Below are 17,742 nucleotides of genomic sequence, written 5' to 3' on the forward strand. Positions count from 1 at the left end.
GAACAAAATATAAAAACTTAATCGCTCGGCTGGTACACTGTCAACTTAATTTATCATAATAGACTCTCTCGTATGTGTCATTGCGATGGGTATTTTCCCGAAGCAATCTCTTGTGAAATGTCCGGGGGATTGCTTCGGACAATACCCCAGCCCCATGCAGTTGAACCGATACAAATCGTATTATCATGAATTCTATTGACAGTGTACCAGGAGAGAGGTCGGCATGTAACCTTTCCCGATGAACGACCGGGTAACCGTAGCCCTTCATCACGTCTCCAATAGCCGAACGATCATGTATGTACCTGTAAGCAAAATGAATACCTTTGAGAAATATGTTATTCAAAAAGTTCCGGCCCATGGAATTCTGGCAGGGAGGCAAGGCTAAAGCCTTGCTTCCCTGTATCTTAAAATTGCCGAAGGTTTAGTGTATGTTACTATATTTCTAGCGATAGAATGATAAGAGAATAAAGCGCTATGTCATTATGAGTTTATCACCGTGTGCCATAGCACACTCCTGTGCCAGTATACCTCTGTAACATGGCTCATATTTTTCGGGCCAGGGTTATGTATAATTTTATCTTCACCGGGTTGATGATTGTTTTCTTTTTTTCTTGTGAAGTGGTGGAGCAGAAGAGATTTGGATTAAGATTATCGGGCGCTTGAGAACTGCTATCCTATATGAATAAGTTCCAATCTGTTCCGAAAAGTTTCCAGGACTTTTTGTCTCATCTTTTGATGTGTCTCTGAAGCAAGATGCGGATCTTTGGAAATGATTTCAAAGGCATCTTTACGGGCCTGCACGAGTATGGGAAAGTCTCTTATGAGATCACTTATCCTGAGTTCCGGCAACCCGTGTTGACGGGTGCCGAAGAATTCCCCTGGCCCCCTGAGCCTGAAATCCATCTCTGCAATTTTGAATCCATCGCAGGTTTTTGTCATAATCTTCAGCCGCTCATGTGATATCGGTGTTTTGGGATATCCAAAAAGCAGGCAATATGACTGATCATTGCCCCTGCCTATGCGTCCCCTGAGTTGATGAAGCTGAGCGAGTCCAAAGCGCTCGGCGTGTTCTATAACCATTATGGTTGCATTCGGTATATCGATACCGACTTCGATGATTATTGTAGAGACGAGTATGTCGTACCTTTTTTCTTTGAAATCTGTCATAATTTTATCCTTTTCTCCAGATTTCATTTGCCCGTGAAGCAAACCTATCCTGAGATTTGGAAATATATCATGTTGCAGTCTTTTTGCCTCTGTTACAGCGGCTTTCAGATGAAGAACCTCTGATTCCTCAACGAGGGGATAAACAACAAAAACCTGCCTGCCTTTAGCAACTTCGCTCCGGATCAGGTCATAGGCATTTTTTTCTTTACCATTGGGTATCCACAAGGTCTTAATAGGAGAACGTCCTGGTGGAATTTCATCCAGTATTGAAATGTCCAGATCACCGAATAAAGTGAGGGAAAGGGTGCGAGGGATAGGGGTTGCTGTCATGATGAGTACATCGGGGCAAGATCCCTTTTCCTTGAGTTTCAAGCGTTGTACCACACCGAATTTATGCTGCTCGTCTATTACTACGAGGCCTAGCTTTCTGAATTGGACAGTTTCTTCAATAAGGGCGTGAGTTCCAATAACTAAATCGACCTGCCCGGTTTTGACCTGCTCAAGATCGCTCTTTTTATACCTGGCATGCGATTCTCCTGTCAATAATCGTATCCTGACATGTGAACACATAAGGTATTTTTTAAGGGTATGAAAATGCTGTTCAGCCAGTATTTCAGTAGGGGCCATAAATGCAGCCTGGTAACCGTTGGCAATGGCAATAAGGATTGCATAAATTGCCACAACAGTTTTGCCTGAGCCTACATCTCCCTGAAGTAATCGGTTCATCGGTTTACTGCTGCGCATATCATTCTTAATCTCATGGATTACCCGCTCCTGTGCATTTGTTAATGTGAAAGGTATGAGGTTTCTAATATGGGTATCGACATTAGGTCCTGCTTTGAATGAGATTCCCGTTTCTTCTTTTATACTCCACCTTCTGAGCGCCATAGCTATTTCAAGGATAAATAACTCATCGTAGATAAGTTTGGATTTTGCATGTTTCAAATGCTCAAATGTTTTGGGAAAATGGATATCTCTTAGAGCGTCCTGGATAGGTATTAATCGATTTTTTTTCATGAGTTCTTTGGGTACTATCTCTTCAACATGACCGGTAAAATGGCGCACTGCCTCTTCTACAATCTTCCGGAAGTGGGTTTGACTCATATGTTCAGTAAGTGGATATATGGGAATAATACTCCCTTCCTTCTCGCTGATATCTTCGTTCTGAACGATCTCATATTCCGGACTTAATAACTGCAGATATTTGTATGCGCCTACCTTTCCATGTAAAAATACGGTATCTTCAATATGAAATTTATCGGTAAGGAAAGGTTGATTAAACCAGGTTGCTGCTATCGTGCCTGTTCCATCTCCAACGAAGACTTCAACGATATGTTTTCTGTTTCTTGATATCCTGGCGTGTACACCGAGTACCTTGCCCTGAATAGTAATCTTTGCGCCTATCTTTGCCTTGGAGATTTTTTGGATTTTCGTGTGATCCTTATAATCGCGCGGGAAATAGTAAAGTACATCACGAATGGTGCGGATACCCAGCCGTTCAAGGATTTCACCCCGTTTTGGTCCAACACCTTTCAGGTATTGTATTGTTTGGTTTAATGGAGACTGTGAGGTTGTCTTGATAATAGATTGTGTAACTAACATTTAAAGATTCACAATATCGGTAAGAATATGAAAATTTAGCCTAAATATTAGAATGCTAAGTATTGTTTGTCAAATTGAATATTTTGATACTTTACACTATAATAAGATTCCTTTCAAATTTGAATTCTTGTTGTCTTATGGAGAGAAAGCATGAAGAGTAAGGTTTATTTTATGAAAACGGAACATGGTGAGGACGTTTCCTCTCATGCACAAAAGATAAGCCGGCTATTTGATTTTGCAGGATTTAAAGATGCAATTGATAAAAATGATATGGTGGCGGTGAAAACGAGTTTTGGAGAAAAAGGGAATATCGGCCACCTTAAGCCGCCTATTGTAAAGGCTGTTGTAGATAAAGTAAAAGAGTATCGTGGAAAGCCCTTTTTGATAGAAACAAACACATTGTATGCCGGCAGCCGTGCCAATGCTGTTGATCATATCTCTCATGCATATGAACATGGCTTCCGTTACGAGAATATTGGCGCTCCCATTCTTATTGGAGATGGGCTTTGGGGTGAGCATGATGTACAAGTGGAGATTAATCAGAAATTATGCAAATATGCCTATGTTGCGGGGATAGCCAGGGCAGCTAATGTTATCATCTCAATTGCTCACGTAACAGGGCATATGATGGCAGGTATGGGAGCTACGTTGAAGAATATTGGGATGGGGCTCTCATCGCGTGGCGGAAAATTGGCGCAACATTCCGGCGTTATTCCTCAAATTCTTAAAAAACGGTGTAGTACCTGTGGTGTATGTGGCAGGTGGTGTCCTGTGGGAGCAATAAAAATGGGTGAGCGCTATGCCATCATCGATCCCAGGATATGTGTTGGCTGCGGTGAGTGTCTGGCCGTATGTCAGTTTGATGCTGTGGAGATTTCCTGGGATGAGAGTACGGTTAATCTACAAAAAAAAGTAGCTGAATACTGTTTGGCCATTCTCAAGGGAAAGGCAGGGAAAACAGTCTTTTTCAATTTCCTGACACATATTACCAGGCATTGTGACTGTATGGATACAGCCTATGACCCGGAGATTGCGGATATCGGTATTATGGCATCCTGTGACCCTGTTGCTATTGAAAAGGCAACAACGGATATTATTCAGGAACGCATGGGAACGGATTTTTTCAAAGATGCCTGGCCTGATATTGATTATACCATTCAAATTCGCTATGCGCAGGAGATAGGATTGGGAAGTATGGAGTATGAACTGGTAGTTTATGGATAAATAATGATATATTCCCTCATCTTGCAACGTTCCCGACAATAATATCAGTTGACCAATCTGGTGTCTGAGACATATTTCCCTCTTCGTAAAATGCTTGCCCAATGTCGTAAATTGAGTTGTCGAATTTAAAAGGAATCTTAAATCCATCCTCATAAATATCCGTAACGACTATTTTGCAAATAGTTCCGAAAGCTCCAAATGCGAGATTGTAGCGGGCATTCGTTGTATCAGGAGATTTCAGGCTATACCAGCCATCTGTTTCTTTGTTTAGCGTCCAATTCTTGCAAAGCCCTCCATCGTAAGATGAAGTAAGCGCCACGTTGTAAGGTTTATCAATGCCTATCCAAAAACGAAGTTTGTTAACATATCTTGGCGCATGTTCGCACCACATAAATATTTCAGCCTGATGGTCTTCGATTACGGAAGGGGCGGAAAACCGTATCATACCCTCAATAGTTTTCTTGAAAATAGAAGACGGGTCTATTTCGTCGTGTAATAATGGTGTGGCGGTAACACCCTTATACGTAGTCTCACTTTCCACGACAAAGCGTCCGTCCTCTGGTTTTTTTGGGGTAATGTACTTTACCTTATACTGACCTCTTACGTCTTTGATTATCTGCTTAAATCTCTCACGTAAGACATGTATATTCTCTGAGAAAACGTACGTGCCTCCTGTTTCAAGAGCAATGGTCTCCAACACTTTTTCTTCACTGCCAGGCCCTATTCCCGTAACGTATATGTGTACATCCCTTTCTTTCGCCAAAGCAATAACGTCATCCGGAGTGCTAAAACTGCTATTATCAAATCCGTCTGACAGGAATACAAGCGTTTTGAAAATGTTAGGGTCTGGTTTTTCAGGAAATTGTTTTAAACCCGTTTGTACGGCATCCCAGCAGCTTGAAAAATCGCGGTAAATCTTGCCATAACTAAAGTTATCTATAGCCTTTTTTACCATATTTTTATACGTAGTAAACGCATGTAAAAGCGCTGGCGGTTCATCTGGACGATGGAATTCTACCACTCCAATCTGATGAGTTTCGTTAAGACTGTCAATTAAATCTTTAGCGCTCAATGTCATCTTATCAATATCTTCGTTCGTCTCATACATTGACGCTGAAAAATCTAACACAATCATCACCTGTAACTGGAAATCATCCTGAGTATAGAGAAGCGCATGACTTTCCAAATAATCAATCTCGTTCTTGTTCTCCCAAATTTTTATATTTTTCCAGTCAACCTGATTAGAATCAAATAAAATAGCGTGATTATTCTGATCTCTTAAAGAAAATACAAATTGAACGGCGCTGGGAAACTGGTGGTCTGTTGTCTGATTTAACACCTTAATTTCCCGAAGCGGCCGGATGATCTTTATTGGGCCTACCATGTCAAATAATTTAGGATTGTTCGCATCCTCAATCCTAACAGCATAGTTATTGCCCTCCCTGATAAAATCATCCACTTTCCAGTTAAATGAGCCTTGTGCAGCCCCTTCTTTCTTGAAATTATAGTTTTCTGCAATCGTTCCGATGTTTACCTCATTCGAATAGAGAAAGATGTTTACATTTTCACTGACTCCGGCAGTTGCCGTCCATTCTATAGTCTTTGGGTCGCCAACAAAAATTGACGCTCCTGTCGATGGAGATATAAGAGTCAATTTCTCCTCATCTTTTTGCACTAATATTGGGACCTCGCCACTTTCTGCATTAGTTAAAATCTTTAGTTCTTTCACCGTACTGCCGTAAGGCAGGATATCCCTATTAACTGTCACGCTAATTTTTGAAGGTTTTTCCAATACAGAGCCTGTGGTAGGATCAACTATAATCCAGTTTGGGAGGCTTCTGGTATCAATATCAAACTCTAAATGTTTAACGCCTGGCGTGAAAAATCCTTCAGCCTTTGCTATATTTTTAATAGTAAACTCCATTTCCGTCTCTTTATTTCCAAAGTTCAAACTTGATGGAGATATTTCAAGGATTGGCGAGGCATCTCTGCGCAAAAGAAGAATAATTACTATCGTTATAAGTATGAGAATAAGAGGAATTATAATTTTTCTCTTCTTTTTCTTCTTTTCCGGAACATTACCGGCCTTTTTGCTCTGGTCTGTTTCTTTATTTACGTTTTTACCAGTATTTTCGGGTAAATCCTTATCCTTAAATGACATTTTTCAGGCTCCAAATTTTTTATATAGTTTGTTAAAAACAATTATTTGGTCGGAATAAACTTGAAAGATTATATATTTATTTCGATTATAAAACAATTTTTTTTCGTTAAAGAGTTGTTGAAATGAAAAATCTGACATTCGAATAAAAGGGGAAAAGACGATAGCAGAGTTATCGTCAGCATACGAAGTACACAGGACACAGATAGTAAATTGGCGGAAACGGGCACGAGAGGGGATGGTAGAGATATTTCAAGGGAAGGGAGAGAAATTACGAGAAGGAGAAGGTAATAGATGAGCTTTATCGGCAGATAGGTCAGTTGAAGGTAGAGAACGAATGGCTTAAAAAAATCTGTACCGTTTGATTGTTGATGAGAAGAGGCGGTTACTAGAAAGAGATCGTAAGGGATTAAGCATACGAGAGTAGTGCGAGCTTTTAGGATTGCATAGATCAAACCTATAGTATAAGCCAGTGGAGGTATCAGATGAGACAATAGGGATTATGCACCGAATATACATAGCGACATAAGTTTACAACTGTCTGTCATTCCGGGCTTGGCCCGGAATGACATATTCGTAATCATAAAAATTTAGGATGGATGATCAGCTTCTCCGCCTCATATCGCTTCCAGGATTGTATCCAGAAATGCCATAGGCAGTATCGAAAATTCCCTACTGTTAAATACGGCAAGCTTTTATTTCTCTCCAAATAGCACCTCACTTTTTGGCTCTATTGATGGTGTGAAATAAATCCTGCATTACAACTGTTAAACCAGTCCACTCTTTCTCTTTAAAACGGTTTATTGCCTGCATAACCTTTTGGTGTATTCTCAATTTATTTGGTTGTTTTAGTCTAACGATCAAGATGCCATAATGATTCTTATGCCTTTTCTGCGCAAAACCTTTATCTGTGGTAATCAAGAGCCGCTTTTCTTCATGGCAGAATTTCCATATATCATCATCTATCATTCCCCTTTTATCTGAACCACGAATGTCTACGATATTATGGCCAAGTTTTATTAACTCCTTGACGGTCATCGAAGGAATATTTTCGTCTACGAAGATATTCATGTTACTATTTCGTCCGGGATAATCTGTTCTTCAGCCAAAGAAGCAGCATAATCAAAGCAGGCAAGAATATCTTCCTTCTTTAAGGAAGGGTACTCTTCCAAGAGTTCATTAATGGTATCTCCATTTGCTAGCATGTGTAGTATCTGATGAACAGGTATACGGGTGCCCTTGATGCAAGCCTGTCCATGGCAAATACGTGGATCAACTGATATGCGTTCAATCATAGTAACATCTCCTTAAACTTAAATAGGAATTTCGAGAAGTATTTTATCATACTGTACGATTAGGGTTGCTTTTTCTCTGTCTTCTTTTGTCTTCTTGAGCTCTATGAGGTCTACATGGGCAAGGTATTGTACGTCATCAAAGGTGTTTTTCACCTTTATGGCTTTCCTTCTGGAATTGCTTAATATCATTTATAAAATCCTTCCAGAGTGGTCTTATAATACCGTATAGTAACGGATGAATCAAGAACGCTTGAAGAATTTGGGAAGGTTTTAGATCGTACCTTTGAAGGTAAAACGAAGTTTTTGTTTACAACCTCACATTCATTAAACAATACAAAATTTGCTGTGTCTTATGAAGTTCTTGGGTTTCGTTCCTTAACCCAACCTGTGAAGCTATATTTTTCGGCTGCGATAATAAATATTGCCTATTTGACAGAATCAATACAACATGATAGAATTCCGCTTATAATTAAGAATGACCTGAGCATGAGATTTATCTTGAGTTATGAAAAAGAATAAATTATTACAAAAACTACTCTCTGGGTCTAAAAACATTCGATTTTCAGAAGTAACAGAGTGTGCAAACGCATTTGGATTTCGGTTAGCACGTGTTAGCGGTAGTCATCATATTTACACACATCCTGATGTCCAAGAATTAATAAACCTTCAAGATGTCAAAGGACAGGCAAAACCGTACCAGGTAAAGCAATTATTACGTATTATTGAGCGGTATAATCTAAAAATGGAGGATAAAATGGAATGAGAGATTATCATATTAACATATTTTACAGCGAAGAAGATGCAGGGTATATTGCAGATATCCCCGACTTAAAACATTGTTCTGCCTTTGGTGCAACACAAGAAGAAGCACTACAAGAAGTTTTAAGAGTAAAAGAGGCTTGGCTTGAGGCATCGCGTACTCATGGAAAGCCAATACCAGAACCCCGGTACCATCCACTTATTTATCAGAACTCTTAAATTTAGGATACACAAAACATCAAGCTAATTATGTAAATTTTGTTAATCTTAATATTCTCAATAGCCTTTTCATTTAAGTTGTTACGCAAGTTGGAATTTTGTAACTATATCAAGTTTTCTATGTACTAATGAAACAAGGCTCAAAATATCAAGTGCATCTTGTTCGCTTATTAGCCAGTATATCTTCTCTGCATGTGCAACAGGGTTTCTAAATGTACCGAATAAGCCAATTAAAAGATTCATAAATCCCTTTTGCTCACTAACATCCGTATCTGTTATTAATTGATTGATTGCCAAAATTGGTTTTCCTGTCTTTCCCAAAGAAAAGGCTAAAGTAGCTAACTCGGCTCCATCGCATGTTAACCCAGACTTGCTTCTTACCTTGCTTGCAACGCTTTTTGTGGCTTCTAATACTGCGTGAAAGTAATTAGCCTGTAATAATTCTGCTTTACAGAATTTGAGCACATCTTGATGAACACCTCGATTTTCCAAATTCTTCTTCAGCTTATCAGCTCTTTCCTCTGCTTCCGATATTGTACTAACTCTGTTAACATGCCTTAATTTTCCATCTTCTCGAGTTGCAGACCGGAGAATGCCAGCACTTTGTTTAACTCTTGACGTTTTGCCTCAAAATAAGTAGGAGAATGGACATATTGCACAGGATTCATTGCTTTGTGTATGAAAGCAACTACATGATTTCCATATTGCTTTTTGTTCTGTTCTTCTATGAAGGCATTATATAACCGTTTCCATTTAGTATTTATGGGATCCACATCTTGTATTTGGCATTTGGTCAATGTATGATAAATTTCTGCTCCTGTAAGTCCAGTGTTTGTGTCAGCAAGAATCTTGGATATTGCTTCCAGTTCTTCAGACCTGAAACATGAGATAATCTTCATAATATCAAAATGTTTTGAGTCATAAGGTTCAATTGGTAAAATACACCGTATGACCTTAACAAATTATATGTAAAAAGCTAGTTTCAAAAGCATAATGGCGTAATTCACAAAATCAAACAGCCTCTGTTAACCTCTGATAAACCTTTTTCAACATCCAGTCTTTGACCACATCCCCAAAAGCTTTATCATCCATTATTTTTGCAAAAATCTCTTGGTTTGTATCCATCCTCTCAATGAGCTTTGTCAGGAAAACATCTTCAAAACCATATTTGAAATTTCCCATTGTGTTGCTCTTTGCCTGCTGGGACAAATTTTCATCGGCAACCAGTTCTTCCTCAATTTGATTGAAGAAGAACCTGTCCGCCTCGGTAAAATTGGTACCGAATTTTTCATTAAGTATCTCGATAATTTCGGAGAGTTTTGTGTATTCATCCTTTTCTTTCTTTGTCCCAGCCTCGTTAATAGGTTCAAGTGGGCTTTCTTTATCTTTTTCAAGCGCAATTTTACCCTCGCGTATCTTCTGAAGCCGGTAATACTCCAAAGCCACCTCATCGTTGAGATTGAGCCTGTCGGAGATTTCCCTTTTCGGAAGCTTGTTCAATAGTAATCTTGAATAAGCATAGAACTTTTCGAGTTCAATATCCCCAAAGGGCATTATCTGTGACAGGAATGAATAGAGGCGCACAAATACCGTAAGAGTGTGCTTAAAATCCTCTTTCTGCTCCTCGGTTTTTAAATGATTATACCGATCAACGGCTGGATCAAGAAATGCGTTCAAACTTGCATGATCTTTTGGGTTTTTTAGGTTACGAGACTTAAAAAAGACTTTAGAGAATCCATCAACCGCGCTTTGCCAAATTATCTGAAAACCATCCAGCTTGTTTTTCAAATCATACAGTTTATTCGGATCAGTTGTGGAAGACATAGTTGTTTGCTCATAGTAAGGCTGGAATGCATCGATGATTTCCTGCTCTTCATTGGCAAAGTCGAGCACAAAGGTATCTTCCTTGCCGGGAAAAATTCTATTAAGACGGGATAGTGTTTGCACCGCCTTAACCCCTGCTAATTTTTTGTCAACATACATGGTGTGAAGGAGAGGTTGGTCAAAGCCAGTCTGATATTTTTCGGCAACGATCAAAAGCTGATATTCTTCAGTAGCAAATTTTTCTGGCAATTCAGTCTCGCTAAAACGATTCATCTCGTATTCTGTATATTTTAGTCCTGTTTCTCTATCGGTAAATGGTGTAAAGGCCACAAGTGTTTTTATATCGGTATATCCTTTTTCTTTTATGTAACGGTCAAACTCATTCTGGTATCGGATAACATGTGGCCGTGATGCTGTGACAACCATAGCCTTTGCCTTGCCGCCGATTTTCTTCATCGTGCACTGACGAAAATGTTCAATCATAACTTCTGTTTTTTGAGCAAGATTGTGCGGATGCAGAGAAAGAAAACGCGCAATAGCCCTGCTGGCCTTGCGTTTATTAATATCCGGGTCGTCCTCAATAGCTTTAGACAAACGGAAGTATGTTTTATATGTTGTGTAGTTTTCCAAGACGTCAAGGATAAAACCTTCTTCTATAGCCTGGCGCATGGAATAGAGGTGGAATGGCATCGGCTTCCCATCGGGACCAATTTCACCAAATACCTCCAATGTTTTCTGCTTCGGTGTAGCGGTAAAGGCGAAGAAACTGAGATTTGGTTGTTTTCCGCGGGCCTGCATGGATTTGCGAATCATATCTTCTTCATCTTCCCCCTCTTCTCCGTATGGGAAAGAGTCCTCTTTTACAGCCTTACTCAGATCAATAATCGTCAGCACATCTTTCATCTTTTTTGATGTCTCACCGCCATGTGAGCTGTGCGCCTCATCTACAATAACCGCATAATTCCGCTTTGGTAATTTACCAATTTTATCGATAACAAAAGGGAACTTTTGGAGGGTTGTAATGATTATGTTGGTACCGGCAGAAAGGGAATTGGCAAGTTGAGTTGAGTTCTTGTCGATCTTTTGCACAACGCCCATCTTATGTTCGAATTGATAAATGGTATCCTGCAATTGCCGATCGAGAACAAGACGATCGGTAATGACAATAACCGAATCAAAGATGCGCTGGTCGGCCTGATTATAAAGACTTGCAAGGCGGTATGCAAGCCAGGCAATTGAATTACTCTTTCCACTGCCTGCGGAATGCTGTATAAGGTAATTTTTGCCCGCCCCATGATACCGCACAAATCCTGCCAATTTTCTCACCACATCAAGTTGATGATAACGGGGAAAGATAAGTTTCTCTTTCTTAATCATCCGGCCATCAATTTTTATTTCTTCAACCTGCACGTGTAGGAAATTGCCAATGATGTCCATCCAGCTATCTTTCCTGAAGATTTCTTCCCATAAATACGACGTCCTGTGCCCATTGGGGTTGGGTGGATTCCCCGCACCCTTATTGTAGCCCTTGTTGAAAGGCAAAAAGTGTGTACTTTCACCATCTATTCTCGTTGTCATGTATACTTCATCAGTATCAACCACAAAATGTACGAGCGCACGTTTCTTGAATTGGAAAAGCAATTCCCGGAGATCTCTATTCATCGCATACTGTCTCTTTGCATCAATAACATCTTGTCCGGTAAACGGGTTCTTCAATTCAATAGTTGCCACAGGCAGACCATTGAGACTGAGCAGTATGTCAATGGAATTCTCGTTTTGGGTACTGTAATGCACCTGGCGGGTAACGATAAGCCTGTTTTTATTGTAAAGTAGTTCGGTTTCTGGATTCAATCCACTGGCTGGCTTAAAGAAGACCATTTTAAAACGCACTCCGTAATCAACAAAGCCATGACGTAATACATCGAGCATACCACGGGTTTCAAGTTCTTTGCAAAGACGCTGTATAACCTTTGATTCAACTAAACTGCCATGCACCTCGGTAATCTTCTGCCATGATTCGGACTGAGTATCTTTGAAGAAGCTAAGTATCGCAGCTTTATCTAAGGAAAGTTCACGGTCAAAATTCTCAGGGTGGCCTTTAATATAACCTCCATGTTCAAGCAGGCTTTTTTCTATATTCTCCTCAAATGCCTTTTCGGTAATTATGTATTCCATTGATGATATTCTTTTTTGTATAATATTTGCCTTAAAATGGATTAATCCTGTGTTTTAGTTACATAAGCCATACAATACCAACTACATGATATAAAATAAGTTATACATAATCGAATCTCTCTCAGTTACATGACCGTTACATAAGAATCTGCTTATAACTATAGTTGTTATTTATTTATCATGCCCAAAATGGAACATATTTTGCATATTTCCTCGATTTATTTTCAGGATCATAATCCTTTATTAACCCTTCATTTGCGGTATCTGCAATTATTCTTGAAATAACAGGATAGTTTTCATTATTTACGTTCAAGCGATGGCGTAAAGTCTGATTTGTCATAAAATCATTTGAAACATATTTCAAAGAGCAATGCTGATAACATGCCCTTATTTTATCATCTTTATCCATTTGGCGTAATGTTTTAGGAGAAAGAAGAATTGCGCGGAAAAAGGATTCTTCAGCTATGAATTTTGGCGCTGGTAATTGATAAACCTCAACTGATTGTACAACTTTATCTATACCGCTTCCACGCTCTTCACAAATATTAATACGTCTCATAAAATAGGCGAGCTTTTCATTCCGCGACTGTGGCGCATGATCAATAAAACGTAAGGTATCGATAAGAGGACGTCCAGGATTACTTATTTCGATTCTATCAGCAAAGATTTCAATCATGGGCCCTGTTCCAGTCATGCTAAAATCCTGATGAATAAGTGCATTTGCCACAAGTTCACGTATAGCTAGTTCTGGATATATTTTAACCTCTTTACGAAAAGCCTTTCCAATTTCTTCATTTGTAGAAAGCCTGTCGTTAATAAAGCTTATTAAACCTTCAAATCCAATTGCATAACCCTTGCCACCTTGCTGTTCCTTAATTGTTTCATACCTATCTTTTCCCTTATAAATTATAACACGGACAACTTTACGTGAAAGGTTGTCAAACTCTGCCAGATTTCTTGCAAAAAGAATTCCACCAAGATTAGTAATATGATACTTTCCACCGGTTGATTGAATTAACTTTTCCTCCTTTAATTTTGTAAGAATAGAGTCCTTATTAGCAGGAAGACCTATGTTCACAAGCATAAAATAGCCCTGATAATCCAGTAATTTTAAGACTGTGTCTGCATCAAGATCTTTTATAGCTATTTCAGTTTCAAAAACATTGCTGCTTGTTCTTTGCCATATTTTACGCTCCTTTTCAGGATAGTCTTTGAGTTTCTTTTTATATGAACCAATTCTAATAAAGGCTTCTCCACCGAATTTGACAGGTATATGATGTGGAGGATCAATTCTGAATAGCACCAACGGCAGATCATGATAAGTAAACTCAAATATTTTAAAATCAATTCTGGGATTCAACATGTGAGCGAGCCAACTTTCAAGCTCTTCATTTCCTATCTTTTTCTCACGAGGCTTAAATATCGTACCTTTGACTTTATGTGTCGCATTTTCAATACCAAATACAAGATAACCAAGTTTTTTGTTATGGAGACAGGCAGAATTTGACAAAGCAGATATATATTCCCCAATTTCTTGTGGATCATAGTAGTTCTCTTTAAATTCTACCCATTCAGTTTCTTTCGGCATGTTGTACAATTCATCAACAAGTTTTACAAGTTCTTCTTGATTCATGCTACAACCTCATCCCGAACATCAATTTTACCGGTAACCACCTCAGAAATAAGGGCTGTGCGGTATTCTTGTAATAACTTAATTTCTTGTTGAATTTTTGTGATAGTTTGGTTGATACGGAAGGCTTCTTGTTCGATATACTTTACAATTATTGATTGCTCATTTTTATCTTTAGGATACCAAACCAAGAGATTACCAATATCGCTAGCATTAACTGCTGGATAACTTACACCAACAGATAAGGAACATACTGTTTCAACAAGAACTTCACTCGTTAGTAAATACGAAATAAATTTTTTCTCAAGCGTATCTCTTGGTCGTACAACTGTAAACCCAGTAGATACTACTAAATTTGACTTATCAATATCGATATAAGTAATGGCTTTCAAGTAAGTTCTTACCGTAGAAACAATCGTGTCACCCTTTCTCGAAATTCGTCTTGCACGCGATGGAGCATTCTTAAATAACATCCTTTCCGGCTTATTTATTATTGAACCAAGTGTAACATTCCCAATATCAATATATTCAAGTTCATAATCAGAATTAGTATTTTCAGGGAGAGATTCACTATTTATATCTGCTATATATTTTAGCCTTTTTACCTCCCAATGCTCCGGAATTTTCCCCAACCATTCAATCCTCGAATCCTTCATTTTCACATGGGGATTGATTCCTTTGGTAACGACTTGATTGATGATTGCCGCACGTTCTTCCTTCAAAAGCTCAATGAGTCGTTGCTTTTTGGTAATAAGATCATCGATTTGGGCAGTTTTTTTGTCTAAGTAGCGGGCAATGACGGTTTGTTCGGGAAGGGATGGAAGAAGAACTTGCAAATCTTTAAAAGAACTGACAGATAAACCAAAACGAGTAATTCCATTGGCTTGAGTAGCAAAATGCTGTCTAATAATATCTGATTGTAATAACCTGAAAAGATACATACCTAAAAGGGCAGTCTTCGAAGGCCTGATTTGTGCCAAATGATATCCACAAATCACATCTTCAAAATCATCCTTAACCAAAGCAGGAACTCCGATATCATTAGGGTCTTCTGAATCTTTTGTTGCTAAAACATCACCTGCCTTTAGTCGGAATTTCTCAATTTCTGCCAAGGAAGCAGTTGAAATCATGAAATCAATGTCCTTTCCAATAAAGTCATTGTTATAGACATCCAAATAGTTACATAATTTTATCTCCTGCTCTCCTTCTACTATCTTCTTGTCAACATTGCTAAATTGAACATCTGATATAAACCTTAATTTCTTCACATACCAATGGCACGGTATATTGCCAATCCAAGGAATTTTGGATGGTTTGTATTTGTCGTATCGCTTCATCGTTGAATAACTTCCTTAATCATACCATCGGTTTCGGATTCAAGAGCTAAAATGTCATTGCGTATTTCTTCCAGACTGCGTAAGGGTTTGTATTTATAAAAATATTTCGTGAAATTGACTTCGTACCCCTTGATAGTCTTGCTCTCATCAATCCATGCATCCGGCACATGAGGCAATACTTCTCGTTTGAAATATGCCTGGATATCGTCTTTCAGAGGGACGTTCTCATAATCTCTCAATTGCGCATCAGGTTCTGGATTGCCTTTTTTGTCAACACAGATATCGGTCGTCCCGTCACGCTCGGAGAGTGCGTTCATAATGGACTTTCTGATAGGCGCCGTAAGGGCATATCCATCCTTCTTGAATTGCTCATCAAGCGCTGACTCAAACTCATCCCGGTTTTTGTAAATCTTTGTTACATCCATTTCTCTCAAAATCTCTCGTATACGTTCCTGCTCCTTCCTGCCTTCCTCAGCCTCTTTTGTCCCAGCAGCACCTTTCTTATTTGACTTTGCAAGATTCTGGAAGGCAGTTTCGTTTTCCAATAACGCGATGTGGTCTTCAGATGCCTGAAAATTAAGGCGAAGCGGTCTTTCAACGGTTATGCGCCAGTAACCGAAATCGCCATTGTCAAAAATCTTGCAGTATTCGTCTTCTTTAAAGTCACCGTAAATCTTTGTTATTTCCGCAATCTGATCCTCACTGATCTCGTTGCGTTTGTTCCCAAGACTGCGGGTCATCTTTACGAAAAAATCGACCGCATTGATGAGTTGTATTTTTCCCTTACGCTGTTTGGTCTTTCTGTTTGTTACAATCCATACATAGGTAAAAATACCCGTGTTGTAAAATAGTTGGTCAGGCAAGGCAATAATAGCCTCGATCATGTCGTTTTCGATAATCCATTTTCGGATTTCGCTTTCCCCGCTGCCCGCACCTCCTGAGAATAGTGGTGAACCATTAAAAACGATGGCGATACGTGATCCACCGTTGGTAGGTTTCATCTTTGATATCATGTGTTGCAGGAAGAGGAAGGAACCATCGCTGATACGAGGAAGGCCGGCGCCAAATCGTCCAGCAAAGCCCTTTGTTTCATACTCCTTGCGGACTTCCTTTTCTACCTTTTTCCATTCTACCCCAAAGGGTGGATTGGAGAGCATGTAATCGAATTTCTCATTCTCCAGCCCGTCTATCGTAAAAATATTTCCAAACTTGATATTACTGACTTCCTGTCCCTTGATAAGCATATCGGATTTGCATATTGCATACGATTCCGGATTGATTTCTTGTCCAAAAACTACTGGTTTAGATTCTGGATTTAATTCTTGCAAGTAATCAGCAGCAATAGAAAGCATACCGCCCGTCCCACATGCCGGATCGTAAATCGTACGAACTATGCCTTTGGCTGTCAAGGCCCTTCTATCTTCAAGAAAAAGGACGTTAACCATCAACCTGATGACTTCGCGTGGAGTGAAGTGTTCTCCGGCTGTTTCGTTTGATAATTCGGAAAATTTCCTGATAAGTTCCTCAAAGATATAACCCATTGTTGTATTATCAACGGTATCGGGATGAAGGTCTACTTCAGAAAAGCGACTTACAACAAGAAAGAGGAGATTTGCCTCATCAAGACGGGTTATGTGGTCATTGAAGCTGAAATACTCAATAATCTCCCGGCCATTTGACGAAAAGCCATTGATAAAATTTCTCAGATTAGCGGCGATATGGTTAGGATCTTCTTTAAGCTTTTTAAATGTATACTTGCTGATATTGTGAAAATTGAAACTAGCAACTTTATTGAGAACCGGTTCGGCATTCTTGATGTTCATTGACTTAATTTTTGGCAGGTAATCAAGTACCTTCTGCTTTGTGGGTTCCAGAACACAATCAAGACGCCTGAGAACCGTCATGGGGAGAATAACCTTGCCATAATCGGCCTGCTTATAATCATGGCGCAACAGGTCTGCTATGCTCCATATAAAATTAGCTAGTTCTTTTACTTTACTATGATTTATCATGCAATAATTTCACTCTTATTTTAAAGCTTTAAGAAGATTTTTAAGAATATTCAACTTTTGAACTTTTCCATCTCGTTCGAAGGGTTATTATCACACTGATTGGCACGAAGTATAATAGGTAATTTAAAAAGTTATTTCAATAATATTTTAAGTAATCACGTATTGAGTGGCGCAGTAGTCATGCGTGAGAGTAATAAAGCTGATAAGATAAAAGTAATTACAGGCTTGTTTTGGGTGGCAAGGAAAAATACATTGTTCACAAATATAAATGTATATTCAGATAGGAATTTGGAAGAAATGAGATTTGTATAGTTGTTATAAATCTTATTTTAAAATAATA

Annotated in this window: 15 protein-coding genes; 3 read left to right on the forward strand and 12 right to left on the reverse strand. The window is 39.0% G+C overall.

Translation table 11 applies throughout. The features are described from left to right. Positions 1–40: 40 nt before the first annotated feature. Together FBQ94_RS04135 and recG are read right to left on the reverse strand one after the other, a co-directional pair. A complete protein-coding gene (locus tag FBQ94_RS04135; RefSeq protein WP_285441999.1) occupies positions 41–343 on the reverse strand; it encodes a hypothetical protein in 303 nt (100 codons plus the stop codon). 326 nt (positions 344–669) lie between these two features. Further along, positions 670–2,769, reverse strand: a complete 2,100-nt coding sequence (gene recG / locus FBQ94_RS04140; RefSeq protein WP_007223417.1) for an ATP-dependent DNA helicase RecG — start codon at positions 2,767–2,769, stop codon at positions 670–672. Between the two features lie 150 nt (positions 2,770–2,919). Here recG and FBQ94_RS04145 point away from each other — a divergent pair, with 150 nt between their 5' ends. Continuing rightward, a complete protein-coding gene (locus FBQ94_RS04145) occupies positions 2,920–3,993 on the forward strand; it encodes a DUF362 domain-containing protein (RefSeq protein WP_007223416.1) in 1,074 nt (357 codons plus the stop codon). A gap of 16 nt (positions 3,994–4,009) precedes the next feature. Here FBQ94_RS04145 and FBQ94_RS04150 read toward each other — a convergent pair whose 3' ends face one another. The 4 genes from FBQ94_RS04150 to FBQ94_RS04165 form a co-directional block, all read right to left on the reverse strand. Continuing rightward, positions 4,010–6,154: a VWA domain-containing protein gene (locus FBQ94_RS04150; protein WP_007223415.1), complete on the reverse strand. Its 2,145-nt coding sequence runs from the start codon at positions 6,152–6,154 to the stop codon at positions 4,010–4,012. Positions 6,155–6,868: 714 nt separating this feature from the next. Next, on the reverse strand, positions 6,869–7,222 hold the full coding sequence (locus FBQ94_RS04155; RefSeq protein ID WP_007223414.1) for a DUF5615 family PIN-like protein: 354 nt from the start codon (positions 7,220–7,222) through the stop codon (positions 6,869–6,871). Continuing rightward, positions 7,219–7,446, reverse strand: a complete 228-nt coding sequence (locus FBQ94_RS04160; protein ID WP_007223413.1) for a DUF433 domain-containing protein — start codon at positions 7,444–7,446, stop codon at positions 7,219–7,221. Before FBQ94_RS04160 ends, FBQ94_RS04155 begins: the two co-directional genes overlap by 4 nt. A gap of 18 nt (positions 7,447–7,464) precedes the next feature. Further along, positions 7,465–7,635: a hypothetical protein gene (locus tag FBQ94_RS04165; protein ID WP_007223412.1), complete on the reverse strand. Its 171-nt coding sequence runs from the start codon at positions 7,633–7,635 to the stop codon at positions 7,465–7,467. A 316-nt stretch (positions 7,636–7,951) separates the two neighbouring features. Between FBQ94_RS04165 and FBQ94_RS04170 the strand changes: the two genes are divergently transcribed. Both FBQ94_RS04170 and FBQ94_RS04175 read left to right on the forward strand, forming a co-directional pair. Continuing rightward, a complete protein-coding gene (locus tag FBQ94_RS04170; protein WP_007223411.1) occupies positions 7,952–8,209 on the forward strand; it encodes a type II toxin-antitoxin system HicA family toxin in 258 nt (85 codons plus the stop codon). Continuing rightward, complete coding sequence (locus FBQ94_RS04175) at positions 8,206–8,424, forward strand: type II toxin-antitoxin system HicB family antitoxin (RefSeq protein ID WP_007223410.1); 219 nt, start codon at positions 8,206–8,208, stop codon at positions 8,422–8,424. Before FBQ94_RS04170 ends, FBQ94_RS04175 begins: the two co-directional genes overlap by 4 nt. An 81-nt stretch (positions 8,425–8,505) precedes the next feature. On the opposite strand, the gene FBQ94_RS04180 is transcribed toward FBQ94_RS04175, so the two are convergent. The 6 genes from FBQ94_RS04180 to FBQ94_RS04205 form a co-directional block, all read right to left on the reverse strand. Further along, the gene (locus FBQ94_RS04180) at positions 8,506–8,916 is read right to left on the reverse strand and encodes a TIGR02391 family protein (RefSeq protein WP_285442000.1); all 411 of its coding nucleotides are present in this window, start codon (positions 8,914–8,916) and stop codon (positions 8,506–8,508) included. Positions 8,917–8,981: 65 nt separating this feature from the next. After that, entirely contained in the window at positions 8,982–9,323 is a 342-nt protein-coding gene (locus tag FBQ94_RS04185) for a hypothetical protein (protein WP_007223408.1), read from the reverse strand. Positions 9,324–9,435: 112 nt separating this feature from the next. After that, positions 9,436–12,423: a type I restriction endonuclease subunit R gene (locus FBQ94_RS04190; protein WP_007223407.1), complete on the reverse strand. Its 2,988-nt coding sequence runs from the start codon at positions 12,421–12,423 to the stop codon at positions 9,436–9,438. 178 nt (positions 12,424–12,601) lie between these two features. Further along, positions 12,602–14,056 (reverse strand): ATP-binding protein, encoded by a 1,455-nt coding sequence (locus tag FBQ94_RS04195; protein ID WP_007223406.1) that lies wholly within the window; start codon positions 14,054–14,056, stop codon positions 12,602–12,604. Continuing rightward, entirely contained in the window at positions 14,053–15,390 is a 1,338-nt protein-coding gene (locus FBQ94_RS04200) for a restriction endonuclease subunit S (RefSeq protein WP_007223405.1), read from the reverse strand. The genes FBQ94_RS04195 and FBQ94_RS04200 overlap by 4 nt, the downstream gene beginning before the upstream one ends. Beyond that, complete coding sequence (locus FBQ94_RS04205; RefSeq protein WP_007223404.1) at positions 15,387–17,402, reverse strand: type I restriction-modification system subunit M; 2,016 nt, start codon at positions 17,400–17,402, stop codon at positions 15,387–15,389. The genes FBQ94_RS04200 and FBQ94_RS04205 overlap by 4 nt, the downstream gene beginning before the upstream one ends. Positions 17,403–17,742 lie beyond the last annotated feature (340 nt).

The organism is Candidatus Jettenia sp. AMX1 (assembly GCF_030263775.1).
GTDB classification, from domain to species: Bacteria; Planctomycetota; Brocadiia; order Brocadiales; family Brocadiaceae; genus Jettenia; species Jettenia caeni.